Annotated in this window: 24 protein-coding genes; 11 read left to right on the top strand and 13 right to left on the bottom strand. The window is 52.3% G+C overall.

The genetic code is table 11. The features are described from left to right. Window positions 1–138: 138 nt before the first annotated feature. On the top strand, window positions 139–1,848 hold the full coding sequence (gene dld / locus HV345_RS08710; RefSeq protein WP_016153698.1) for a D-lactate dehydrogenase: 1,710 nt from the start codon (window positions 139–141) through the stop codon (window positions 1,846–1,848). Between the two features lie 100 nt (window positions 1,849–1,948). Here dld and pbpG read toward each other — a convergent pair whose 3' ends face one another. Together pbpG and HV345_RS08700 are read right to left on the bottom strand one after the other, a co-directional pair. After that, the gene (gene pbpG, locus HV345_RS08705; protein ID WP_016153699.1) at window positions 1,949–2,896 is read right to left on the bottom strand and encodes a D-alanyl-D-alanine endopeptidase; all 948 of its coding nucleotides are present in this window, start codon (window positions 2,894–2,896) and stop codon (window positions 1,949–1,951) included. A gap of 180 nt (window positions 2,897–3,076) precedes the next feature. Next, entirely contained in the window at window positions 3,077–3,664 is a 588-nt protein-coding gene (locus HV345_RS08700) for a Yip1 family protein (protein WP_094761991.1), read from the bottom strand. Window positions 3,665–3,828: 164 nt separating this feature from the next. Here HV345_RS08700 and HV345_RS08695 point away from each other — a divergent pair, with 164 nt between their 5' ends. Beyond that, window positions 3,829–4,401, top strand: coding sequence for a DedA family protein (locus HV345_RS08695; RefSeq protein ID WP_016153701.1), 573 nt, complete (start codon window positions 3,829–3,831; stop codon window positions 4,399–4,401). A gap of 24 nt (window positions 4,402–4,425) precedes the next feature. Here HV345_RS08695 and mdtQ read toward each other — a convergent pair whose 3' ends face one another. Further along, entirely contained in the window at window positions 4,426–5,865 is a 1,440-nt protein-coding gene (mdtQ, locus tag HV345_RS08690; RefSeq protein WP_181636499.1) for a multidrug resistance outer membrane protein MdtQ, read from the bottom strand. 169 nt (window positions 5,866–6,034) lie between these two features. Here mdtQ and HV345_RS08685 point away from each other — a divergent pair, with 169 nt between their 5' ends. After that, window positions 6,035–6,769, top strand: a complete 735-nt coding sequence (locus HV345_RS08685) for a bifunctional 2-polyprenyl-6-hydroxyphenol methylase/3-demethylubiquinol 3-O-methyltransferase UbiG (protein ID WP_016153703.1) — start codon at window positions 6,035–6,037, stop codon at window positions 6,767–6,769. Window positions 6,770–6,953: 184 nt separating this feature from the next. On the opposite strand, the gene dusC is transcribed toward HV345_RS08685, so the two are convergent. From dusC to HV345_RS08655, 6 genes are all read right to left on the bottom strand, one after another. Continuing rightward, entirely contained in the window at window positions 6,954–7,904 is a 951-nt protein-coding gene (gene dusC, locus HV345_RS08680) for a tRNA dihydrouridine(16) synthase DusC (RefSeq protein WP_019077218.1), read from the bottom strand. 61 nt (window positions 7,905–7,965) lie between these two features. Further along, a complete protein-coding gene (locus HV345_RS08675; protein ID WP_181547292.1) occupies window positions 7,966–9,159 on the bottom strand; it encodes a 3-hydroxybenzoate 6-monooxygenase in 1,194 nt (397 codons plus the stop codon). A 14-nt stretch (window positions 9,160–9,173) separates the two neighbouring features. Next, entirely contained in the window at window positions 9,174–9,818 is a 645-nt protein-coding gene (gene maiA / locus HV345_RS08670) for a maleylacetoacetate isomerase (RefSeq protein WP_075849054.1), read from the bottom strand. A gap of 8 nt (window positions 9,819–9,826) precedes the next feature. Continuing rightward, the gene (locus tag HV345_RS08665) at window positions 9,827–10,528 is read right to left on the bottom strand and encodes a fumarylacetoacetate hydrolase family protein (protein ID WP_016153707.1); all 702 of its coding nucleotides are present in this window, start codon (window positions 10,526–10,528) and stop codon (window positions 9,827–9,829) included. Window positions 10,529–10,543: 15 nt separating this feature from the next. Beyond that, complete coding sequence (gene gtdA / locus HV345_RS08660) at window positions 10,544–11,581, bottom strand: gentisate 1,2-dioxygenase (protein ID WP_019077221.1); 1,038 nt, start codon at window positions 11,579–11,581, stop codon at window positions 10,544–10,546. Between the two features lie 11 nt (window positions 11,582–11,592). Then, window positions 11,593–12,951 carry an aromatic acid/H+ symport family MFS transporter gene (locus tag HV345_RS08655; protein WP_080858904.1) on the bottom strand — a complete coding sequence of 453 codons (1,359 nt, stop codon included), beginning with the start codon at window positions 12,949–12,951 and terminating at the stop codon, window positions 11,593–11,595. A gap of 126 nt (window positions 12,952–13,077) precedes the next feature. Here HV345_RS08655 and HV345_RS08650 point away from each other — a divergent pair, with 126 nt between their 5' ends. The 8 genes from HV345_RS08650 to preA all read left to right on the top strand — a co-directional run bounded on the left by HV345_RS08650 (window position 13,078) and on the right by preA (window position 20,087). Next, window positions 13,078–13,986, top strand: a complete 909-nt coding sequence (locus HV345_RS08650) for a LysR substrate-binding domain-containing protein (protein ID WP_016153710.1) — start codon at window positions 13,078–13,080, stop codon at window positions 13,984–13,986. 131 nt (window positions 13,987–14,117) lie between these two features. Further along, window positions 14,118–14,516: a CidA/LrgA family protein gene (locus HV345_RS08645; protein WP_016153711.1), complete on the top strand. Its 399-nt coding sequence runs from the start codon at window positions 14,118–14,120 to the stop codon at window positions 14,514–14,516. Beyond that, window positions 14,513–15,208, top strand: coding sequence for a CidB/LrgB family autolysis modulator (locus HV345_RS08640; protein ID WP_016153712.1), 696 nt, complete (start codon window positions 14,513–14,515; stop codon window positions 15,206–15,208). Before HV345_RS08645 ends, HV345_RS08640 begins: the two co-directional genes overlap by 4 nt. Window positions 15,209–15,356: 148 nt before the next feature. After that, window positions 15,357–16,241 carry a cytidine deaminase gene (gene cdd / locus HV345_RS08635; protein ID WP_181636498.1) on the top strand — a complete coding sequence of 295 codons (885 nt, stop codon included), beginning with the start codon at window positions 15,357–15,359 and terminating at the stop codon, window positions 16,239–16,241. A gap of 181 nt (window positions 16,242–16,422) precedes the next feature. Next, window positions 16,423–17,142 carry an outer membrane permeability protein SanA gene (sanA, locus tag HV345_RS08630; RefSeq protein WP_016153714.1) on the top strand — a complete coding sequence of 240 codons (720 nt, stop codon included), beginning with the start codon at window positions 16,423–16,425 and terminating at the stop codon, window positions 17,140–17,142. Between the two features lie 2 nt (window positions 17,143–17,144). Next, the gene (locus HV345_RS08625) at window positions 17,145–17,384 is read left to right on the top strand and encodes a DUF2542 family protein (protein WP_181636497.1); all 240 of its coding nucleotides are present in this window, start codon (window positions 17,145–17,147) and stop codon (window positions 17,382–17,384) included. 232 nt (window positions 17,385–17,616) lie between these two features. Next, entirely contained in the window at window positions 17,617–18,858 is a 1,242-nt protein-coding gene (locus tag HV345_RS08620; RefSeq protein ID WP_047500987.1) for an NAD(P)-dependent oxidoreductase, read from the top strand. Then, window positions 18,852–20,087 carry an NAD-dependent dihydropyrimidine dehydrogenase subunit PreA gene (gene preA / locus HV345_RS08615; RefSeq protein ID WP_019077224.1) on the top strand — a complete coding sequence of 412 codons (1,236 nt, stop codon included), beginning with the start codon at window positions 18,852–18,854 and terminating at the stop codon, window positions 20,085–20,087. Before HV345_RS08620 ends, preA begins: the two co-directional genes overlap by 7 nt. A 57-nt stretch (window positions 20,088–20,144) precedes the next feature. Here the strand turns inward: preA and mglC are convergent, their stop codons facing one another. The 4 genes from mglC to galS form a co-directional block, all read right to left on the bottom strand. Continuing rightward, window positions 20,145–21,155, bottom strand: coding sequence for a galactose/methyl galactoside ABC transporter permease MglC (gene mglC / locus HV345_RS08610; RefSeq protein WP_003027393.1), 1,011 nt, complete (start codon window positions 21,153–21,155; stop codon window positions 20,145–20,147). A 15-nt stretch (window positions 21,156–21,170) separates the two neighbouring features. Further along, window positions 21,171–22,691 (bottom strand): galactose/methyl galactoside ABC transporter ATP-binding protein MglA, encoded by a 1,521-nt coding sequence (mglA, locus tag HV345_RS08605; protein ID WP_016153718.1) that lies wholly within the window; start codon window positions 22,689–22,691, stop codon window positions 21,171–21,173. 71 nt (window positions 22,692–22,762) lie between these two features. Beyond that, window positions 22,763–23,761 (bottom strand): galactose/glucose ABC transporter substrate-binding protein MglB, encoded by a 999-nt coding sequence (gene mglB / locus HV345_RS08600; protein WP_016153719.1) that lies wholly within the window; start codon window positions 23,759–23,761, stop codon window positions 22,763–22,765. A 293-nt stretch (window positions 23,762–24,054) separates the two neighbouring features. Continuing rightward, window positions 24,055–25,080 carry an HTH-type transcriptional regulator GalS gene (gene galS, locus HV345_RS08595; protein WP_016153720.1) on the bottom strand — a complete coding sequence of 342 codons (1,026 nt, stop codon included), beginning with the start codon at window positions 25,078–25,080 and terminating at the stop codon, window positions 24,055–24,057. Window positions 25,081–25,168 lie beyond the last annotated feature (88 nt).

The following is a 25,168-nucleotide window of genomic DNA, read 5'->3' as shown; positions in this document are numbered from 1 at the left end:
TAAGGTTATTCTCCTAATTTTCGAAACCAGCGCGAATCAGTAAAAGACGAACCAGAGACAATATGAATGAGAAAGCGTATTGTCATACAAAGCGCTATGCTTGTTCCTGATATTGAGTCCCACCACAAGGAGTGGAGAATGTCTTCCATTACAACAGATAATAAAGCTTTCCTGAATGAACTGACCCGTCTGGTGGGTCATTCACACCTGCTGACAGAACCTGCTAAAACCGCCCGCTATCGCAAGGGATTCCGCTCCGGCCAGGGCGATGCGCTTGCCGTCGTGTTCCCCGGGTCGCTTTTAGAACTGTGGCGCGTTTTGAGCGCCTGCGTCGCCGCGGATAAAATTATCCTGATGCAGGCCGCTAACACCGGCCTGACCGAAGGATCTACGCCGAGCGGTAATGATTACGACCGCGAGATTGTCATTATCAGCACCCTGCGTCTTGATAAGCTGCACGTCATCGGCAAAGGTGAACAGGTGCTGGCCTATCCAGGAACCACGCTCTATTCGCTGGAAAAAGCGCTCAAACCGTTTGGCCGTGAACCGCATTCGGTAATCGGATCTTCCTGTATTGGCGCTTCGGTTATCGGTGGCATTTGCAACAACTCCGGCGGCTCGCTGGTACAGCGCGGTCCGGCCTACACGGAGATGTCGCTGTTTGCGCGTATTGACGAACAGGGGAAATTACAGCTGGTTAACCATCTGGGTATTGAGCTGGGCCAGACCCCGGAGCAGATCCTGAGCAAACTGGATGACGAGCGTATTAGAGATGACGATGTTCGCCACGACGGGCGTCACGCGCACGATCACGACTACGTTACCCGTGTCAGAGATATCGACGCAGACACGCCCGCACGCTATAACGCCGACCCGGATCGCTTGTTTGAATCGTCCGGTTGTGCAGGCAAGCTCGCGGTCTTTGCCGTGCGTCTGGACACCTTCGAAGCCGAAAAAAACCAGCAGGTCTTTTACATCGGCACCAACCAGCCAGAGGTGCTGACGGAGATCCGCCGTCATATTCTGGCAAAATTCGAGCATCTGCCGGTCGCCGGTGAATATATGCACCGCGATATTTACGACATCGCTGAGCAATACGGCAAAGATACGTTTCTGATGATCGACAAGCTCGGCACCGACAAAATGCCGTTCTTCTTCACCCTGAAAGGCCGCACCGATGCGATGCTGGAAAAAGTGAAAATTTTCCGTCCTCACTTCACCGACCGGGCAATGCAGAAATTTGGTCATTTGTTCCCCAGCCACTTACCGGCGCGCATGAAAAGCTGGCGCGATAAGTACGAGCATCACCTGCTGTTAAAAATGGCCGGTGGCGGCGTGGCTGAAGCCCAAAACTGGCTAAGCGAGTATTTCAAAACCGCTGAAGGCGACTTCTTTGCCTGTACGGCGGAAGAAGGCAGCAAGGCGTTCTTGCACCGCTTCGCGGCGGCTGGCGCGGCTATTCGTTATCAGGCCGTACATGCGGATGAGGTGGAAGATATTCTGGCGCTGGATATCGCGCTGCGTCGTAACGACACCGAATGGTACGAGCATCTGCCTCCAGAGATCGACAGTCAACTGGTGCACAAACTCTATTACGGTCACTTTATGTGTTACGTTTTCCATCAGGATTACATCGTGAAAAAGGGCGTGGATGCGCATGCGCTAAAAGAGCAGATGCTGGAACTCCTGCGCGAGCGTGGGGCGCAGTATCCGGCAGAGCATAACGTCGGGCATCTGTATCAGGCGCCGGAAACCTTGACCCGTTTTTACCGTGAGAATGACCCCACTAACAGTATGAATCCGGGTATTGGGAAAACGAGTAAGCAGAAGTTCTGGAAAGAATCGTAAATCTGAAAAAGATAAGCGCTACCGGGCATGTTGCCGGGGCGCTTCGCTTGCCCGGCCTACTGCTATATTCGCTATGCGTAGGCCGGATAAGACATCTTATTTAATCGTTCTGTGCGGTTTGCTCGCCCTTCGCCGAACCTGCCGCCGCCATCTGCGCAGCTTTTTGCTTTTTATAGCTCAGCGCCGCCGCCGGAACCGGCATCACCTTGCCCGTTTCAATCCAGGTACGTAAACGGCTGGCATCGGCAAAGTGAGTATATTTACCAAAGGCATCCATCACCACCAGCGCCACCGGTTTGTTGTTAATCACCGTGCGCATCACCAGACAGTGGCCTGCCGCATTGGTAAACCCGGTTTTCGTTAACTGAATATTCCAGTTATCGCGGTATACCAGATGGTTGGTGTTACGAAACGGCAGCGTATACGCAGGGTTGGCAAACGTCGCCATATCTTCACGCGTGGTACTTAGCTGGCCGATCAGCGGATACTGTTTGCTGGCGATCAGCAGCTTGGTTAAGTCACGGGCGGTCGAGACGTTATGAATCGACAAACCAGTGGGTTCCACAAAGCGTGTCTGAGTCATGCCGAGCGCTTTCGCTTTGGCATTCATGGCTTTGATAAACGCGTTGTATCCGCCCGGGTAATGATGCGCCAGACTCGCCGCCGCACGGTTTTCTGATGACATCAGCGCCAGCAGTAACATGTCTTTACGGCTGATTTCGCTGTTCAGTCGTACGCGAGAGTAAATGCCTTTCATCTCCGGCGTCTGGCTAATATCGACTTTCAGCTTTTCATTCAGCGGCAGTCGTGCATCAAGCACCACCATCGCCGTCATTAATTTGGTAATCGACGCAATCGGACGCACAAGGTCCGGGTGGTTCGAATAGATAACTTTGTTGGTATTCAGATCAACGATCATCGCGCTACCGGACGCTATCTCAGGTTGAGAAGCCGCTGCGGTAGTTGCCGTTTTCGCCACGGCTTGGGGTGCAAAAGGAACGGCCAGCACCAGGGCAAGGCTTAATAATGAAACTCGGAATTTCAGCATGATGAGATTTCTGATAATGGTTCACGCACGTCACAACGCACACCGCCAGAGATTAAGTATTATCTCAAGCTAGCTCAGGCATCATAGCGATCCGGCAGGTTTGCTGCCACAGGAGAATCGTCTCGAAATGCTGCGTTGCTGACTTTTACGTCAACAACGCAGCGTAGACAGGTTTATCCGTCAGAATAACCGATAGCCGTAACCCCACAGGATCACCGTAATAGCCAGCAGAACTTCCAGTACCAGCACACCGATCGCCAGCGTCGAACTGGAAAAACTCAACCCTTCCTCACGAGTGATATTCAGGAACGTTGGAATGCCGAGATAAAGTAAATAGCCGGTGTAAAACAGCGCGAGAGTCCCGACTAATGCGCACAGCCAGACCAGCGGATAAAGTGCGACCAGCCCGCTTAAAAACAGCGGCGTCGCGACATATCCGGCAAAGACCATACAATGTGCCAGCGACGGACGCTGCGGGTAGTTACGCGCCATCCACCAGATAACCCGGCCCATGACGGCAACGCCTGCCAGCATCACCCCGTAAAACAGAATCGCCATTGCAAATCCAGTCAACAGGGATAATTTCAGGATATTGCCATCGCCAAAATCCCAGCCGATTTGTGTGGTACCGATGAACGCACAAATAACCGGGATTGCCGCCATCAGCAGTACATGGTGGGTATAGTGATGCGAAACGCTTTCGTTTTCGCTGTTGATCACATGCATTTCACGATCGGGATGGGAAAACAGCCCCCAGACATGGTTCATACCGCCCCCTTCTTGTCAGCTCCGGACCTCAACAGTTCAAGTATAATTCAGCTTTGGATTAATTTTTGTACAGCAACAAAAATGACGAACCGCTAATTCAGCGCTTTTAAACCCCACGATGATTCACAGGGTGTATGCTTAACGTCGGGAGGTCATCCGGACATATGGATATAAACAGTCTTATTGCACATTACGGTTACGCCGCATTGGTCATTGGCAGTTTGGCCGAAGGTGAAACCATTACCCTGCTGGGCGGCGTGGCGGCACATCAGGGATTACTTAAATTTCCTCTGGTGGTTATCTCTGTGGCCCTGGGCGGGATGATTGGCGATCAATTGCTGTATCTGCTTGGGCGTCGTTACGGTGGAAAAATTTTGCGTCGTTTCTCAAAACATCGCGACAAAATCCGCCGGGCGCAGAAAATGATCCAGCGCCGTCCTTATCTGTTCGTGATTGGCACCCGTTTTATGTATGGTTTTCGCGTGATCGGCCCGTTGCTGATTGGCGCAAGCCATTTGCCGCCTAAAATTTTCCTGCCGTTGAATATTCTGGGGGCGCTGGCGTGGGCGCTGATATTTACCACTCTGGGTTACGTGGGGGGAGAAGTCATTGCGCCGTGGCTACACAATCTCGACCAGCATATTAAGCACTGGATATGGCTGGCTCTGGTGATTGTGCTGGTGCCTGGCGTTCGGTGGTGGTTAAAAAAACGCAGCAGCAAAAGTACGGCCCGGTAGCGCGATGTCTACCGGGCGGGTGCGTTACGAAGCGTGGTAGCCGCCCCCCAGCGCGCGGTTCAACTGGATTGAGGCATCCAGCCATTGCCCTTGTAAAAGCAGAGCGTTGCACTGTTCACGTAATGCCGGGATCTTTGCCTCACTGACCCGGGAGCCCGCAATAATTCCGGCATTGAAGCGCGCCTGCGCCAGAGCCACTACGCGCAGTGCATCATGCTCAATCTGCTGCTGATGCTGATTCTTCTGCGCCAGTGTTTCTACCTGCGATGCTGCACGCGCCACGTCATTCACCGCATCCACCACGGCTTTGTTGTAATTCGCCACCGTCAGGTTGCTTTGCGCTTGAGTAATGTCGAGATTCGCGTTCAGCCTGCCGCTATCAAAGATAGGCAGCGTCAGCCCGGCCGTTACGCCCATTTGCTGCGCGGAATGGCGAAACAAGTCGCTCAGATGTAACGCATCCTGTTGTAAAAATGCCATCAGATTTACATCGGGATAAAACGCCGCTTTCGCCGCATCAATGCTGCTCAGCGATGACTCAATGTACCAGTGCGCCGCCTGCAAATCCGGTCGGCGGGCCAGCAGCGAATAACCTAGCTGGGACGGGAGCTGGCTTTCCACCGCGGGCAGCGGGGTCGAATGGAGTTTCAGGGCTGTGGACTGCGAGTTGGTCAGCGCGCTCAACCGCGCTTCAATCACCTTCATTTTACCGCTGACATCGTTCAGCTGCTGCTCTGTTTTGCTGGAATCGATATCGGTTTCAACGCCTTCCACCGAAGAAGTAAGACCATTTTGATACAGTTGACGATCGACGTTAATGACGTTCTGCTGCTCGGTTTCGATTTGCGTCAACACGGTTTTCAGCCCGGCCTGCGTTTGCCATTCCCAGTAAAGACGAGCCACACCACTCGCCAGCACCTGTCGCGTTTGCTCGCGCTCGGCTTCACGCGCCTTAACGGCCCCAATACGTGCCGTCACTTCGGCCCGATTTTTACCCCACAGATCCAGATTCCAGCCAGCAGTTAAACCCAAGGTGCCGTTGGTGTACCACGGCCCGGTCGTCCCGGCGGCCGGATCGGTAATGGCAAACGGACCCATCAGCCCTTCGGCTGACATTCTCTGACGCTCCACATCTGCAGAGAAATCGATCTCCGGGCCATCCTGCGCCTCCACAGCCTTAGCCTGCGCCTCCGCCAGTTGAATGCGCTGTTCCGCGACCTGCATATCAGGAGAGTTTCGTAACGTGCTGTCAATCAGCGCATTAAGCTGGGGGTCATGGTATGCCTTCCACCATTGGCTGTCCGGCCAGCCATTTTTTAACGCCGCAGGCAATGTGGTATCGACATTCGCAGCGGGGGTCTGCTGTGACAGAGACTGGCGGTCATCATGCATCGGCGCGCAACCTGACATCAAAATAAAAAGCGGCAACAATGCCGTCGTGACAAAAGCAGAATTACGATTCATGGAGAGACACAGGTAAGAAAAGATGTGCTGAGATTACGACTTGTCGCGTTTCCTTTTTTAGTTACGCGTGGCAATACACCTTTGGCAATAAAAATATATAATCGGAAAAATATACACCCAACAAATAATTTAGATTAATTAATTTTAATAATTTATGGATGGAGACATTATGTCACAGAATATCTATGACGATCCCGAGTTCTTTGCCGGATATGCCACACTGGACCGTTCAGTAAAAGGGCTCGACGGTGCGCCAGAATGGCCGACAATACAAGCGATGCTCCCCGCTCTGCAGGGAAAAAATATCCTCGATTTGGGTTGCGGATATGGCTGGTTTTGCCGCTACGCGCGCGATAACCAGGCGGCCAGCGTAGTGGGACTGGATATTTCACAAAAGATGTTAACCCAGGCGCACAGCATGACGCAGGGTAATGGCATCGTTTATCGCCGTGAAGATCTCGAGACGCTTTCCCTGTCGCCAAATTCTTTTGACCTGGTTTATAGCTCACTTGCCCTGCACTATTTGCGCGATATCGCGCGATTATTCGTAACGATTTACCAGTCGTTAACACCGGGAGGCATGTTGGTATTCTCTGCCGAACATCCCATTTATACTGCACCGCTTAACCAGGGTTGGATAAAAGATAAAACCGGGCAACAGTCCTGGCCGGTCAATCATTATCAGCAGGAAGGCACACGCATCAGTAACTGGTTCGCGGAGGGTGTCAAAAAACAGCACCGTAAGCTGGCGACCTGGATTAATGCGCTGATAGCCGCCGGATTCGAAATCGTTTGTGTCGATGAATGGGGACCGTCCGCTGAACAGATTGCTGAAAACCCGGCGCTGGATGAAGAAAAAGAGCGGCCAATGGTGTTTCTGCTCAGCGCACGTAAACCGGAGTAAGGTCATTACAGGAAGATTTTCAGAGGCTTTCCTATACTTAACCTGAACTCACCAAAAAAGGAACGCTAATGAAAATCTTACTGTGGATTATTTTAGTTATTTTTCTGATTGGGTTATTGGTGGTAACTGGCGTGTTTAAGATGATTTTTTGAAAAAAAGGCCACTCCGGTGGCCGATTAATGTGTTAATGCAATTTAGCGATATCAATGGCCTGAATCGCGCGCGCGATATCCGGTGAATTGTTTAATGCGCGGATTTCCTGAAACAGCGCGGTTGCTTCTGAGTATTCTTTACGCAAATACCCTAACCATTGTTTAATCCGCGCCACGTGATACAGCCCGGTATCACCCTGCTTTTCAAGACGGGTATATTTTTGCAATAGCATCACGACATCAGGCCACGGCATACGTGGCTCGTTGTACTTCACCACACGACTCAGGTTCGGAATATTTAATGCCCCACGGCCAATCATCACCGCATCGCATCCGCTGATAGCCATACAATCCTGGGCGCTTTGCCAGTCCCAGATTTCGCCATTTGCGATAACCGGAATGGTAAGCCGCTGGCGGATCTCACCGATCGCCTGCCAGTTGATATGCTCGGCCTTATAGCCCTGTTCCTTGGTTCGGCCATGCACCGCCAGCTCGCTGGCGCCAGCCTGCTGAACGGCATCAGCAATTTCAAACTGCCTGTCGCTGTTGTCCCAGCCCAGACGCACTTTCACCGTCACGGGCAGATGCGCAGGCACCGCCTCGCGCATGGCTTTTGCGCCCCGGTAGATGAGTTCAGGATCTTTTAATAACGTTGCGCCACCGCCGCTGCCGTTGACCAGCTTCGACGGGCAGCCACAGTTCAGATCGACACCAAACGAGCCCAGTTCTACCGCGCGCGCCGCGTTCTCCGCCAGCCACTGCGGATACTGCCCCAGCAACTGTATGCGCACCCGCGTGCCGGATGGCGTCCGGCTATTGTTATGCAGTTCCGGGCAGAGCCGATGGAATACTTTTGCCGGCAGGAGCTGATCCACCACGCGCACAAACTCGGTGATGCACAGATCGTAATCATTCACTTCAGTCAGCAGCTCGCGCACCAGTGAGTCGAGCACGCCTTCCATCGGCGCCAGTAAAACACGCATATCGTCACCCGCAAAAAAAGAGGCGCTATGGTAGCGCCTCCGTTCGGGAGATTAAAGAGGCTCAGCGCGGCAACAGGCAGTTATCTTCTTTCCAGCCGTACAGCCATTCCATACCACGATAAAATTCCGCCTGAGATTTGCCTTTCCACAGCAGATTACGCACCTGGCGCTCGACGCCTGCGGCGTGGTACACACGTCCCATTTCGCGCGTCGACCAGACGATGCGCGCAGTACGCGGAATACGCACCGACTCATACAAAGCAAAGGCATCAGCCGCATCGCAGTCACACTGCTGTAACGCCTTACCGAGAGTGACGGCATCTTCAAGCGCCATACAGGCACCCTGCGCCATATATTGTGCCACCGGATGCGCAGCATCACCCACCAGCGTAATGCGGTCGGTCCCCCATTTCTCTACCGGTTCGCGGTCAGCGGTGGACCAACGACGCCATGAGGTCGGCTTATCCAGCATCTGACGCGGACGCGCATGAATACCGGCAAAATAGGAGAGCACTTCCTCTTTACTGCCATCCTTCACCCCCCACTCCTCCTGCTGACGACTGTGGAAGGTCACCACCAGGTTATACTGCTTGCCGCCGCGCAGTGGATAGTGCACCAGGTGGCAGTGCGGTCCGGCCCATAGCACCGGCGCGTTAATGCGCAAATCTTCCGGCATATCATCGCAATCAATCACCGCGCGATAGACCACGTGCCCGGTCACGCGTGGCGCATCGCCAATCAGAGACTGACGCACAACCGACTTCACACCGTCACAGCCCACCAAAATATCCGCTGTCCAGCTGTTACCGTGCTCATCAAAGACCGTCACATCATCTTCTGTCTGGCGAATATCAACCACGTTAGTTGAAGTGCGATACTCAACGTTGGGATGAACCAGTGCTGCTTCCCAGACAGAAGCATGAATATCAACCCGATGGATAACCGCATAAGGACCGCCAAAGTGATCGCGGAACGCTTGCCCGGTTTCAATGCGTACAACCTCTTTCGCGTTTACCGCATCCATCATGGTGATGTGATCGGTAAAAACGGCGCGCTTGCGAGCGACGTCACCCACGCCAAGGCTGTCCAGAGCAGAAAACGCGTTCGGCCCGAGCTGAATGCCCGCACCAATCTCACCAATCTCGTGCGCTTTCTCCAGCAACATCACTTTAATGCCTTGACGGGCCAGCGACAGCGCGGTCGCCGCGCCGCCAATCCCGCCACCCACGATAATTGCGCGTGTCACTTTAGCCATTGTCGTTCTCCTTATCAGGCTGGAATTTTGTCTTGTTGATTCTCGGGCGCGGCGGCGATAAACGCCGGAAGCTGGGTACAGGCATCATATACCGCCTTACAGCGCGGATACCCGCTCAGATCACAGCCCATACGTAACGCGTTCGCCCACTGTGGGATCAGACAGCAATCCGCCAGCGTCGGCGCATCCCCCACGCAGAACGTCCCCGACTGACTCTGGCGCAGCATCTGTTCAACCGCGCTTAACCCTTGCTGGATCCAGTGCGCATACCAGCGTTTTTTATCCTCTTCACTGACCTTTAGCTCTTCGCTCAGGTAGCGCAGTACCCGCATGTTATTCACGGGATGGATATCACAAGCGATGGCATAAACAATTTCCAGCACCCGGCTGCGCGCCGGGAAGTCGGCTGGCAGCAGCGGCGACTGCGGAAAGTGACCATCCAGCCAGTCGGTTATCGCCAGCGACTGCCCGAGTGATTCTCCCTCATCAGTGACCAGCGTCGGTACAAGCCCTACCGGGTTCATCCGCCGGTAGGCCAGCTCGTTCTGCTGACCGATGCGAATGTTGACACCCACCGTCTGGTAATCAAGCCCCTTCAGCGCCAGCGCAATGCGTACGCGATATGACGCGGAGCTGTTAAAGAAACTGTACAGCTTCATCATCCACCTCAGACAATCTTCACAGCGATGGGGGTTAAACCGTCTACATTGCCGGTGATCACATCTCCTTTCACCACTGCGCCCACGCCCTCTGGCGTGCCTGTGTAGATCAAATCACCCGGCTGTAGTTCGAAAAAGCCGGACAGATAGCTAATCGTTTCATTAACGGACCAGATGAGGTGGCGAATATCGCTACGCTGATGATCGTCGCCGTTGACCTGCAACCAGATAGGCGCGTTGTTAACATCCGCACTTTCGCTGGCTTTATGCAGTGGCGCGATGGGGGCTGAGAGATCAAATGCTTTGCCGATTTCCCACGGACGCCCCATCTGGCGCATCTCCATCTGCCTGTCGCGGCGGGTCATATCCAGACCAGTGGCATAGCCCCAGATATATTCGTGCGCTTTTTCCAGCGGTATATCGCTGCCCTTTTTACCGATCGCCACCACCAGCTCTATCTCATAGTGATAGTTATCGGTCTGCGACGGGTATGGCAGCTCGAGGGTTTGACCGGCCGCCACCGGAACCACCGCATCGGCAGGTTTACAGAAGAAGAACGGCGGTTCGCGATCCGGATCAAAACCCATTTCACGCGCATGAGCGGCATAGTTGCGGCCCACGCAGTAAACGCGACGCACGGGAAACTGTTCATTACTGCCAACGACCGGAACGGTAACAGGCGCTTGTGGTTCGAATACGTATTGCGTCATTTTCTCTCTCCCAAATTAATAACGTGCTTCACGGAACAACCCCAGCGCTTCCTGAACCGGTCTGTCCGAAAAACTAAATAAGACGGCATCTTCGTGGGCCTGGAATGACACGCCGTGCCAGGTTGGCACCACGAAGATATCTTTTGGCGAAAAATTGAAGATCTCGGTGCCGATGGTGACCTGCCCGCTTCCTTCCACCACGTGATAGATAGTGCTGTCGGTGGTACGCGCCATCCGCGAGGAAAAGCCCTTCGGCAACAGTTGTAAAAAGGTCCCCATTGAAGGCATGGGATAACCACCGGTTACCGGGTTGACGTAACGCATCTTGTAACCGTCCCACTCATCGGCGTCACCCATGCGGGTCAGGTCATGCAGCGCTTCACGGCTGCGATCGTAGCGATAGTTGAAAATTGGCGATGAGTTACCCTTCTGATGACGCAGCGGCAACATATTGGCCGCGTAGCGTGGTAAGTAATCCCCTTCCTTGCGCGTGACTGGTTGCTGATCCTCCGGGTAATCTTCCGCAAAGCCGCAACCCAGCAGATTCACCAGTGGCAGATCCAGACCGTCCAGCCACACCACCGGTTCACTGCCTGGGTTGCCGTGGTCGTGCCAGCGCCACTGTGGCGTCAGAATAAAATCGCCTTCATGCATTTGGGTGCGCTCGCCATCCACCGCAGTAAATGCCCCTTTCCCTTCGACAATAAAGCGCAGCGCAGACTGATTATGCCGGTGACTCGGCGCAACCTCGCCCGGCATGATTAACTGCAATCCGGCGTACAGCGTTGGGGTGATTGAAGACTGTCCGCGCAGCATGGGGTTTTCCAGCACCAGTACGCGACGAATCGCCTCTTTCGCGCCAATCAGATCGCCGCTTTCCAGCAGCAGCGGGCGGATCTCCTGATAGTTCCAGTACGCAGGAGCACAATGTGCGTTCGGCGTTGGCGGTACCAGGCGGTGCAGCGACTCCCACAGCGGGGTCAGATTCTGCCCGGAAATATGCTGGTAAAACTGCTGACGGCTGTTCTTAACATCCTGATTAAGTTCTGACATAGAGATTCTCCTTATTTGTTCACGATGCCTACGCGTGACAACGCGTCAGGGACAGAGGCCGACTGGCGGATAACAACCGTCAGCAGCATAAGCATCACCGCGCTGATGGCCGCCGGAACGGCAATAATGAAAAACAGGTTATCGAATGAGAAATTCATCGCCATCATCACGCCGCCGGAGAGCGAGCCGACAATCGCGCCGCAGCGGCCAATCGCATTAGACCAGCTGACGCCCGTGGCCCGGCTCTGCGTCGGATAAAGCGTGGCGGTTAAGGCATTCAGGCCCACCTGCGAACCGCTGATGCCGATGCCGGTGCCAAAAATGGCCAGCGCCATCAACCACAGGCCGTTCTCGCTCAGGCCAATCATGACAATACACACCGCACCCAACGCATAGCTCACTGCCAGCACGCGGAAAGGATTGTATTTATCCATCAGCACTCCCAGCACCAGCGCACCTAGCGTACCGCCAATCTGAAAGGCAGCGGTCACCCATGAGGCATGCTGCAGGTCAATTCCGCGATGGTTAAGCAGCGTTGGCATCCAGCTGGAGAGCAGATAAATGATCAGCAGGCTCATAAAGAACACCACCCATAACATCAGGGTAATGGGCAACTGTTGCCCGACGAACAGCTGGCGAATGCTGCCTTTGGCAATCGCGGCGCCCTCGTTGAGATAAAATTGGGTATTGTCATAACGTTCCCGGGTGATGGCGCTGACGGTTCTGGCAATCACGTTTTGCGGCAACTGACGACGAACCTGCCAGCGCGGGGATTCCGGCAGCGCAAACAGCAGAGCCACAAACAGCATCAGCGGTAGCACGCCTCCCAGCACCAGGATGCCGTGCCAGCCAATAACCGGCACTAGCTGTGCGCTGACAATCCCGCCCATCGCCGAGCCCAGGGTAAAACCGCAGAACATCATGGTGACCAGTGCACCACGCCGACGCGCTGGCAGGTATTCTGAGGTCATAGTGATAGTATTTGGCATCGCGCCGCCCAGGCCTAACCCGGTAAGGAAGCGCAAAAAAACCAGCGTTTGCAGATCGGGGGAAAAAGCCGAAATCAGGCTCAGTGCGCCGAACAGCGCCACGCAGAATTCAATCACCCGTTTGCGGCCAAAACGATCCGATAGCGGACCGCAGAGCAGTGCGCCAGCGGTCAGACCCAGCAGGCCTGCGCCAAACAACGGCGCCAGATCTCCGGCCGTCAGTTGCCAGTGGGTGCGAATATCAGGCGCGATAAAACCAATAGCTGCGGTATCAAAACCGTCGAGCATGACGACCAAAAAACAGCAAATGATAACGCGCCACTGGGTCTTACCGACGGGGGCGGAATCGATCAGTGCTTGTAGATCACGTTGTTGAGTCATAGTGAATGCCTCAGTGCAGGTAGAGTAGATGTCTGTTTTGTTTTAGGTATGTTGCGACTTTGTATGTTTGGAGATGAAATGTACAATGGCTTTTCATGCAGAGGCATAACCTGGAGGTTATAGCAAATGGCTAACTGGGCGCAGAAACTTAAGTTACACCACCTGCAAACGCTTATTGCGCTGGGCGAACAGGGGAATTTGACTCACGTCGCCCGAATGATGAATATCACCCAGCCAGCGTTGTCAAAATGGTTATCACAGCTCGAAGATGAGATGGGTATCACACTCTTTGAACGTCATAGCAAAGGCTTACGCCCTTCAGAAGGCGGCAAGCTGCTACTGCAGCATGCCCAACGCCTGATCAATGATATGGAACGTTCACAGTATGAAATCGCCCGTTTTAAGCAGGGAGGCCTGGTAGGGAGTCTGAAGATTGGCTGCTCGCCGGTGGCGACGGACTGCGTTTCACAGGCGATACTGGGTTTGCTCACAGAGCTGCCGACCCTGCATCTTAATATTGAAGAGAAGGTGATGACCCCGCTGCTGCACGATCTGCTCGCGGGTTCGGTGGATGTGGTGGTCGGACGCGTCGGTGGCCGGGCGCTTCAGTTGCCGCTCAATTACCAAGTGCTGTATACCGAGCCGGTCTGTTTCGTCGCGCGCCCCGACCATCCGCTGGCAAAATATCCCCTGCTCACCTGGCATGATCTGGCTAACTGGCGCTGGATTGTCTGGCCGACGGGAACGCCCATCCGGATAAGCATTGACAACGCGCTGGTAGATAACGGCGTCATGCTACCGGAAAACATCATTGAGTCGGCATCGATAAACGTCAGCACCAACCTGCTGCAAAGTAGCGACATGATCTCTATTCTTTCTCTACGCCTGGCGCAGCGTTATGCCGCCCAGGGACAGCTGGCTATCCTGAATCTGCCGAAGATTGAACAAAAAGGCAGCGTAGGCGTGTTCTGGCGCAACAATGAAACGCCCACGACCGCCCTGAATCGTTTTCTGTATTACCTGGCACAGGTTTAACGTGAACAGTTAGGGCCATCGCCCGATGTTCCAGATATCTATTTCTTCTATGCTTAGAATTCATGATGTGATCGGTAGCACGTTTTGAAGTTTAATTGTATGATGAATCAGTCTCGTCAAGGGTTTCAACTATGAGCAAAGCACTGAACATTATCTGGCAATATTTGCGCGCATTCGTCCTGATTTATGCCTGCCTCTATGCAGGTATTTTTCTTGCATCGCTACTCCCCATCACCATTCCGGGCAGCATTATCGGCATGCTGATTCTGTTTGTCTTACTGGCTTTGCAGGTGTTACCGGCAAAATGGGTTAACCCCGGCTGCTATGTGCTGATTCGCTATATGGCCCTGCTGTTTGTCCCGATTGGCGTGGGGATCATGCAGTACTTTGATCTGCTCCGTGCGCAATTTGGTCCGGTGGTGGTGTCCTGTACCATCAGTACGCTGGTCGTTTTCCTGGTGGTGAGCTGGAGTTCTCACATTGTGCACGGTGAGCGCAAAATCGTTGGGCAAAAAGGGTCTAAAGAATGATGTCGTATATCTGGTGGTCGTTACCCCTTACGCTGGCGGTATTTTTTGGCGCACGTAAGCTGGCTGCACGATTTAAAATGCCGCTATTGAACCCGCTACTGGTCGCCATGGTGGTGATCATTCCCATTCTGATGCTGACCGGAATTCCCTACGATCACTATTTCAAAGGCAGTGAGGTGCTGAACGATTTGCTGCAACCTGCCGTGGTCGCGCTGGCCTATCCGTTATACGAACAGCTGCACCAGATTCGCGCTCGCTGGAAATCAATTATTGCCATCTGCTTTGCGGGGAGCGTTGTGGCGATGGTTACAGGTACAACAATCGCCTTGTTGATGGGCGCATCGCCGCAAATTGCTGCGTCAATCATGCCGAAATCGGTAACCACGCCTATCGCTATGGCAGTGGGAGGCAGCATTGGTGGTATTCCGGCCATCAGCGCCGTGTGCGTCATTTTTGTTGGTATCCTCGGGGCTGTGTTTGGTCATACTTTGCTCAATGCGATGCGTATTCGCACCAAAGCCGCACGTGGACTAGCCATGGGTACCGCTTCGCACGCCCTGGGTACCGCACGCTGTGCAGAGCTGGACTATCAGGAAGGTGCGTTTAGCTCTCTGGCGCTGGTTATTTGCGGCATTATCACCTCGTTGGTCGCCCCATTCCTGTTCCCGATTATTCTGGCCCTGGTCGGTTAACCTTCAATTTTTGGCTAATTATTTGCGATGCGTTGCACATTTTTAATTTAAGTTTCATAAGTTGCATACACAATGAGATTTGGATCACATATAAAGCCGTAACAGCCCCGTAAACTACGATTCCATTACATTGTTATGAGGCATCGCCATGCATCCACGTTTTCAAATTGCTTTTGCCCAACTCGCGGATAACTTGCAATCAGCCCTGGCGCCTGTTCTGGCGGATGCGCATTTCCCCGCCATGCTGACTGCTGAGCAGGTCTCTTTGCTGAAACGCGAATCGGGACTGGACGAAGACGCGCTGGCATTCGCTCTACTGCCGCTGGCTGCGGCCTGCGCGCGTACTCCGCTGTCCAACTTCAACGTTGGGGCAATTTCTCGCGGCATCAGCGGCACCTGGTACTTCGGTGGGAACATGGAGTTCCTGGGGGCGACCATGCAGCAAACCGTTCATGCCGAGCAAAGCGCCATTAGCCATGCCTGGCTGCGCGGTGAAAAAGGGCTCGCCGCCATCACCGTCAACTACACGCCGTGCGGCCACTGTCGCCAGTTTATGAACGAACTGAACAGCGGACTGGATTTACGTATTCATCTGCCGGGACGTGCGCCACACGTGCTGCGCGATTACCTGCCAGATGCCTTCGGACCGAAAGATCTGGAGATTAAAACACTGCTGATGGACGATCAGGATCACGGCTTCGCGCTGCAGGGCGATGCGTTGACCCAAGCGGCTATCACCGCCGCCAACAGATGTCATATGCCGTACAGCAACTCCCCAAGCGGCGTGGCGCTGGAATGTAAAGATGGTCGAATTTTTAGCGGTAGCTATGCGGAAAATGCCGCCTTCAACCCGACCCTGCCGCCGCTGCAAGGCGCGTTAAACCTGTTGAACCTTAACGGTTATGACTACCCGGATATCCAGCGTGCTGTGCTGGCTGAAAAAGCCGATGCGCCGTTGATTCAGTGGGATGCGACCTCCGCTACCCTGAAAGCGCTGGGCTGCAATAATATTGAGCGCGTGCTGCTCGGTTAATTGCCTGGCGCTACGCTTATCTGGCCTGCAATCGCTCCAGGTTGTCGGCCAGATTTGCTGTTGCTACCATCCAACAGGGCCGTTTTGCTGAAAATCCCCTCAATCAGATTGCTGTTTCTTGCGCTACGTCTTCCGGTACAGTAGCCTGATTGAAATTCCATCCAAATAACGAGTTTTCTGCATGTTAAAGCGCGTGTTTTACAGCCTGTTAGTCCTGGTAGGCTTGCTGCTTTTGACTGTGCTTGGGCTCGACAGGTGGATGAGCTGGAAGACGGCTCCCTACATCTACGACGAATTGCAGGATTTACCCTATCGCCAGGTCGGTGTGGTCTTGGGCACGGCGAAATACTATCGCACCGGCGTCATCAACCAGTATTACCGCTACCGCATTCAGGGCGCATTGAACGCCTATAACAGTGGAAAGGTAAACTATCTGCTGCTGAGCGGCGACAACGCGCAGCAAAGCTACAACGAACCCATGACGATGCGTAAAGATCTGATTGCCGCAGGTGTCGATCCCGCTGACATCGTGCTTGATTACGCCGGGTTCCGGACGCTCGATTCGATTGTACGAACCCGCAAGGTGTTCGATACCAACGATTTCATCATTATTACTCAGCGATTCCACTGTGAGCGCGCCTTGTTTATTGCGCTGCATATGGGCATCCAGGCCCAGTGCTATGCGGTGCCCTCACCAAAAGATATGCTCACCGTGCGGGTACGTGAATTTGGCGCCCGCTTTGGCGCACTGGCCGATCTCTATATTTTCAAACGTGAACCCCGCTTTTTAGGCCCGCTGGTGCCCATCCCTACCATGCATCAGGTACCGGACGATGCACAGGGATATCCGGCGGTCACGCCTGAACAACTACTCGAATTACAAAAGAAACAAGGAAAATAAGCATGGATGTACAAACCCTTTTCGTCGTGTTGGCCTTTCTGCTCATTCCCGTATTTTGTTTTCGCGAAGCATGGAAAGGCTGGCGCTCTGGGGCCGTAGATAAAATTAAAAAGAATGCGCGCGAACCGGTTTACGCTTATCGCAATCAAGAGCCCCTGAAATTTTGGTCTTATGTGCTGGTTTATGCCGGGTGCGGATGTTTATCCTTCGGGATGGTTATTTACTTAGTCTTTTATCGCTAAAGAATTTTCCTTTATATTAGCATTTGAGAATAGCTAATATTTTGATAATAGTTACCATTTCAATGTAAGGGATTAATGCTGCCCACCAGCATTTCCCTCAGACTATCTTCTATTTGTGAATCCTTTCACAGAATACTCTTCCTGCAGTGCTTAGCCTTAAGAATAGCCTTCACTTTTTATATTTTGTTATTAACGGTTTGCCTTAATTTACTCAAGCATTAAGGAAGAAAATATGCCACAACAAAATTATCTGGATGAGCTCACGCCTGCTTTTACCCCATTATTAGCAATAAAAGAGGCTTCTCGCTGTTTATTATGTCACGACGCCCCCTGTAGTCATGATTGCCCGGCGCAAACAGACCCAGGGAAATTTATTCGCTCTATTTATTTTCGTAATTTTAAAGGCGCTGCCGAAACTATCCGCGAAAATAATGCGCTCGGTGCGGTGTGCGCCCGGGTTTGCCCAACCGAAAAATTATGCCAGCGCGGATGTACGCGCTCAGGAATTGATAAACCTATCGATATTGCACGTCTGCAACGCTTTATTACCGATTTTGAACAGCAGACCGCAATGAAAATCTATCAGCCGGCAACAAAAACGCTTGGCAAGGTAGCTATCATCGGGGCGGGTCCGGCAGGGTTACAGGCCAGCGTAACGCTAAGTAATCTTGGTTATGATGTCACAATCTTCGAAAAACAGGCCCAGCCAGGTGGCTGGTTGCGTTATGGCATTCCTGAGTTTCGTCTGCCGCAAGCAGTTTTGGATCTTGAAATTGCCCGTATCGTTGAAATGGGCGTGACCATCAAGTGCAATTGTGAAGTCGGCAATGCCCTTTCCGTTGAGCAACTCAAAGCAGAATACCGCGCCGTACTGGTTACCGTTGGGATGTCTTACGGTTCAACATTACCTCTGTTTGAGAGGGCGAATCACGTCGAAATCGCCGTCGATTTTCTGCAACGAGCCCGGCAATCCAACGGCGATATTACCGTCGCACAAAGTGCATTAATCATCGGCGGTGGCGACGTGGCGATGGATGTCGCCAGTACGTTGAAGCTGCTGGGCTGCCCGTCAGTCACCTGTGTCGCGCGTGAAGAACTCGCCGACTTCCCGGCCAGCGACAAAGAATTCAGCAGCACACAGGCTTTAGGGGTGTCGATAATTGACGGCTTCACGCCCGTGGCGGTTAGCGGAAATCGAGTCACCTTTAAGCACGTACGCCTGCCAGGAGAACTCACGCTTGAAGCCGAACAGATTATTCTCGCCGTCGGCCAACATGCTCAGCTTGATAATTTCGCCGCGTTAAAACCACAGCGCAATCTTATCGATACGCACAATTATCAAACCGCCGATCCGGCTCTGTTTGCTGCAGGCGATATTGTTAAAGGCGATAAAACCGTTGTTTACGCCGTGAAAACGGGAAAAGAAGCCGCTCAGGCCATTCATCACTATTTAGAGGGAGCTTGCTCATGTTAACGAAAGATCTTTCTATTACTTTTTGCGGCGTCAAATTCCCCAACCCGTTCTGCCTCTCTTCCTCTCCGGTGGGCAACTGTTATGAAATGTGCGCCAAAGCCTATGATAGCGGCTGGGGTGGCATTGTTTTTAAAACGATCGGGTTCTTTATTGCTAATGAAGTCTCCCCACGCTTTGACCATCTCACCAAAGAAGATACCGGCTTTATTGGCTTCAAAAATATGGAACAAATTGCCGAGCATCCGCTGGAGGAGAATCTGGCCGCAATTCGTCGACTGAAACAGGACTACCCGGACAAAGTCCTGATTGCGTCGATTATGGGGGAAAATGAGCAGCAATGGCAGGAACTGGCCCGCCTGGTTGAAGACGCGGGTGCCGACATGATCGAGTGTAACTTCTCGTGCCCGCAAATGACCTCACATGCCATGGGTAGCGATGTCGGGCAAAGCCCTGAGCTGGTTGAAAAGTATTGTCGGGCCGTTAAACGCGGCTCGTCCCTGCCGATGCTGGCGAAAATGACACCGAACATTGGTGATATGTGTGAGGTGGCTCTGGCAGCAAAACACGGAGGTGCCGACGGTATCGCGACAATCAATACGGTTAAATCCATCACGAATATCGATCTGAACCGAAAAATCGGGATGCCGATCGTCAACGGTAAATCCAGTATTTCCGGCTACTCCGGCAAGGCCGTTAAACCTATTGCTTTGCGATTTATCCAACAACTGCGCATGCACCCTGAACTGCGCGATTTCCCGATTAGCGGCATCGGGGGAATTGAGACCTGGGAAGATGCCGCCGAGTTTTTACTGTTAGGCGCGGCCACGCTGCAGGTGACCACCGGGATCATGCAGTATGGCTACCGGATTGTGGAGGACATGACCAGCGGGCTGTCACATTACCTCGCCGATCAAGGGTTTGACTCACTGGAGGAGATGGTTGGTCTTGCCAATGCCAATATCATCCCCGCGGAGGATCTTGACCGTAGCTACATCGTCTACCCGAACATTCATCTTGATAAATGCGTTGGCTGTGGCCGCTGCTACATCTCCTGTTATGACGGCGGACATCAGGCGATGGAATGGAATGAGGAAACCCGCACACCGCATTGCAACACAGAAAAATGTGTGGGATGCCTGTTGTGTGGGCACGTTTGCCCGGTAGCCTGTATTGAGCTGGGTGAGGTGAAATTTAAATCCGGTGAGAAAGAGCATGCGTTAACGTTGTAACGCTGACAAAAAAGCCCGGTACAGATTACGCTGCACCGGGCTTTTTGCGTTATACGATTACTTCTTACGCGCGTACTTCAGTGAGTCCAGCGCGACCGCGAAGATGATAATGCCGCCCTTGATAATGTACTGCCAGTAAGGGTTCACGCCAATGTAGGTCAGACCGTAGTTGATGACGGTGAAGATAATCACACCGGTCACCACGCCAAACACGGTCCCTACCCCGCCGCTGAACGACACGCCGCCAACCACGCACGCCGCAATCGCATCCAGCTCATACATAAAGCCGAGGTTGTTAGTCGCCGAGCCGATACGCCCGGCTTCGAGCAAACCACCGAAGGCATAAAACACGCCAGACAACGCATAGATGATCAGCAGGTTCAGCGCAACGTTGACCCCGGACACTTTCGCGGCTTCTGGGTTTCCGCCGATGGCGAAAATGTTTTTACCGAAGCGGGTCTTGTTCCACAGCACCCAGACAAACGCCACCGCAATCAGCGCATAGAAGGTGATGTAGGAGAGGCGGAAACTACCCAGCGCAATAAAGCCCTGCGCGAAGGTGGAGAATCCGCTGTCAAAGCCAGAAATTGGCGATGCGCCGACAAAGTCGTAGTACAGGGAGTTGATCCCGTAAACGATGATCATCGTACCCAGGGTGGTAATAAACGGCGTCACATTCAGATAAGCAATGATAATACCGTTCACCAGACCGATAATGGCGCCAATCACGCAAACAATCAGCACGACTACGATGATTGGCATTGTAGCCATTTCCGGGAACACCTTGTTGGCGTTCTCCATCGACTGTAGCAAGGTTGCCGCCACGACTGCCGCCAGGCCAACCTGACGTCCCGCCGACAGGTCTGTCCCTTGGGTAACAATCAGCCCGGCCACACCCAATGCGATAATAATACGCACCGAGGATTGCGTCAGAATATTACTCAGGTTCAGTAAGCTTAAGAAAGTGGGATCCTGGAAAATAATAATCGCCAGTAAAACCAAAAGAACAACGTAAATTCCGCCTTCTTTCAGATAAGTAAGAAAACTTTTCTTATTTAACGCACTCATGAGGAGCCCCTAATCTTAAAGGTGCAAAGACGCAAGACGGAGGATTTCGTTTTGCGTTGTTGTTTTAGTGTCAACAATTCCAGCAACGAGACCATTGCTCATCACCAGAATACGATCGGTAATTCCTAGCAGCTCCGGCATTTCAGAGGAAATAATAATAATCCCCTTATCCTTTTTCGCGAGTTCGGCAATCAGCTGATAAATTTCAAATTTCGCGCCAACATCGATACCACGCGTGGGTTCATCTAACATCAGGATTTCTGGCTGCGTTAATAACCAGCGACCAATAACCACCTTTTGCTGATTACCACCGGACAGTGAACCGATTTGTGTACGATGGCCCGGCGTTTTCACCCTCATTGAGTCAATTACCCACTGGGTATCACTCTTCATGCGGGAATTATCCAGCAGACCGACTTTGTTTTTATAGTTTTGGATATTGGAGATTAACGAGTTAAAACCAATATCCAGATACGCGTAAATACCGGTTGAGCGGCGCTCTTCCGTGACCAGCGCAAAACCATGATTAATGGCCTCATTTGCGCTGTGGTTATTAATCTTTTTGCCGTGTAGCGTAATCGTACCCGATGATTTCTCACGAATACCAAAAAGCGTTTCAACGATATCAGTACGTTTTGCGCCGACCAGCCCGGCAATCCCGAGAATTTCCCCTTTGTGCAAATCAAACGAGATATCCCGAATCGACGGCTGACGCAGCGAGGTCAGGTTACGTACTTGCAGAATGACTTCACCGGGTTTGTTTTCTTTATCCGGAAAACGTTGGTTCAGTGAACGGCCGACCATCATGGAGATGATCTTATCCATATCCAGCCCTTCCAGCGGCTGGGTCGCAATCCACTGGCCATCGCGCAGCACGGTAATTTCATCGCATAGCTGGAAGATTTCTTCCATCTTGTGAGAAATATAAACAATACCGCATCCACGCTCTTTCAGCTTACGGATAATGGTAAACAGATGATTAACTTCTTTCTCGGTTAACGATGACGTTGGCTCATCCATGATGACGATTTTTGCGTCATAGGAGAACGCTTTCGCAATTTCAATCATCTGCATTTGAGAAACGGATAATGTACCAACACGCGCACGCGGATCGATATCAATATCCAGCTCATCAAATATCGCTTTGGTATCGCGGTACATTTTGTCCTGATCGACAAACATGCCTTTGGTGGGATAGCGTCCCAGCCACATGTTATCCATCACAGAACGTTGTAATACCAGGTTTAATTCCTGGTGTACCATCGAAATACCATTTTCAAGCGCTTCTTTAGCAGAATGAAAATCGATTTCTTTACCCTGAAATAAAATACTACCGGAATCTTTTTGATAGATACCGAAAAGACATTTCAATAATGTTGATTTCCCCGCGCCATTCTCCCCCATTAAGGCATGAATGGAATGTGGGCGGACTTTTAAATTGACATTATCAAGAGCCTTAACGCCGGGGAAGGACTTGTTGATGCCGGTCATTTCCAACAAGTATTCGCCTGACGACTGAGTATGTGTGCTGACCATAATTATACCTTGTTGGCCTTGCAGAGTGCGTTATTAAGGGCGCAATGACATTGCGCCCAAAGACGGAGTATTTACTTATTGGTAAACTCTGCCAGATTATCTTTATCGACACCTACGTACGGAACGCGAACAATTTTGTTCTCAATTTTCCAGTTAGTGCCATCTGCCGCACCTTTACCGTCAGCCAGGTTTTTCGCCAGATCGAAGGTGGCTTTCGCCTGGTTGTTGGCGTCGTTCAGCACGGTACCAGCCATTGCGCCAGATTTCACCAGAGCCAGCGCTTCAGGCAGCGCATCCACACCAAATACCGGTACGCTGGTTTTGTTGTGCGCTTTCAGCGCTTCAACTGCGCCCATTGCCATCGCATCGTTGTTTGCGATAACCACTTCGATTTTGTTGGCGTTCGGACCGGACATCCACGCATCCATTTTATCTTTTGCCTGAGCGGTATCCCACATTGCAGTATCTAACTGCAGTTGCTCAGTTTTAATGCCTTTATCGTTCAGCTCTTTAATCACGTAAGTGGTACGTGCTTCAGCGTCCGGGTGTCCCGGTTCGCCTTTCAGCAGAACAAACTGAATTTTGCCGTCTTTGTTCAGGTCCCAGTTCGGGTTCGCTGCCCAGTGTTTGGCGATCAAATCCCCCTGAATAATACCGGACTCTTTAGAGTCGGTACCGACGTAAAACGCTTTGTCATAGCTGTCCAGCGCCTTACGAGAAGGTTCTTTGTTAAAGAACACGATCGGTACGTTCTGCCCGCGTGCCTTTTCAATGACCGTGCCTGCCGCTGCCGGGTCAACCAGGTTAATCGCCAGTGCCTTAACGCCTTTTGCCAGCAGCACGTCGATCTGGTCGTTTTGTTTGGACTGGTCGTTCTGCGAGTCATTCATCAGCAGCTGTACATCTGGCGCCGCTTTGGCATCTTTTTCAATAGCCTTACGTACTACAGACATAAAGTTATCGTCATACTTATAGATAGTCACACCAATGCGGGTATCAGCAGCGTGTGCAGCCGCGCCGAATAACATGCTTGCCATTACAGCAGACAGGGTCAACACCTTCTTATTCATGGTATCTCCGGTTTTATTATGCAGGGTAGTACTTGAGATAAATGCTCGGCAGGCAGAACGTTACTGAAGTGTTACTGAACGCCGAAGCTCACTTTTAAAAAATATTTCTTCCGTGTCTGGCAACGCTCCAAAAACAGGCTTTAATTTTTGTTTAAGGCACCTATACCTCGGTGAAAGTGATTATTCACCGTTACATAGTAGTTACAGCGCAACAAACAGTGTCATCATAGCTATCGCATTGTTAATATACTGTGAATTTACTCACATATTGAAAGCGGTTACATCGCGCAACGTTATGAGTTAGTGATCGGTGCCGCATTCTGCCGAAGCGCCACAGAATGGCGACGCACCAGCGTCGGCATAAAGCAATGCGTCGCCTCCGGGTCTAACGTGCCTGCAGCCCCCTGTAGCGCAAGCTCTGTCGCCATTTTTGCCATGGAGGCAATGGGATAGCGTACGGTGGTCAGTTGCGGATCGGTGTAACGCGCGATAGGAATATCATCAAAGCCAATGATAGAAAGGTGTAATGGAATAGCGATGCCGTTGTCTTTTAGCGCGGTCAGCGCGCCGGCAGCCATATTGTCGTTATAGGCGAAAACCGCCGTCAGTTGTAAGTTACGTCCCAGCAGTTCTACCATCGCAGACTCTCCGCCCTGCATATCGGGCGAACCGGTGCCGACCCAACTTTCTGCCGCAACAATCCCCTGCTCTTTCAGGGCTGTTAACCACCCTTCTTTGCGCATGGTATCATCTTCAATGCGATGGCTTGACGCCAGATAACCGATGCGTTGATGACCATTATTCAGCAGCATTCGGGTCGCCATTTTGGCACCGCTGATGTTATCCAGGCAGACGCAGCGGTGAGCGTAACCCGGCACCAGACGGTTGATCAGCACCATGCCGGGGATCTGATCCATAAACTCGGCGAGTTCCCGATCGCTCAGTGCTTTAGAGTGTACAATCAGTGCGTTACAGCGCTGACGAATCAACACCTCAATGGCATGACGTTCTTTTTCAGCCTCATGGTAGCTGTTGCCAATCAGGACATACTTCTGATGCTGCTGGGCAACCATATCCACGGCTTTTACCAGCGCGCCAAAAAAGGCGTCTGATACATCCATGACCACAACACCAATCGTGTCGCTCACCTGCGTCGCCAGCGCTTGCGCGTTGGCATTAGGTCGATAGCCCAGCAGAGTAACTGCCTTCATTACCGCTTCACGCGTATCGGGACTCACCAGCGCACTGTTGTTCAGTACGCGGGAAACGGTCGCTACAGAAACGCCAGACTGTCGTGCCACATCACGTATGGTGATCATATTCACTGCCCTGTTTTAGATTGCGGTTGCCCGCAGACACCCCAGGCTGGGTATTTTGTCAGCACAATGAAACGCACTGCGTGAGAGA

Origin of the sequence: Citrobacter sp. RHBSTW-00986 (assembly GCF_013783065.1) — a bacterium.
Lineage (GTDB): Bacteria > Pseudomonadota > Gammaproteobacteria > Enterobacterales > Enterobacteriaceae > Citrobacter > Citrobacter braakii.
Note: the sequence above shows the minus strand (reverse complement) of the source record. Positions and strands in the feature narration are given on the sequence as shown.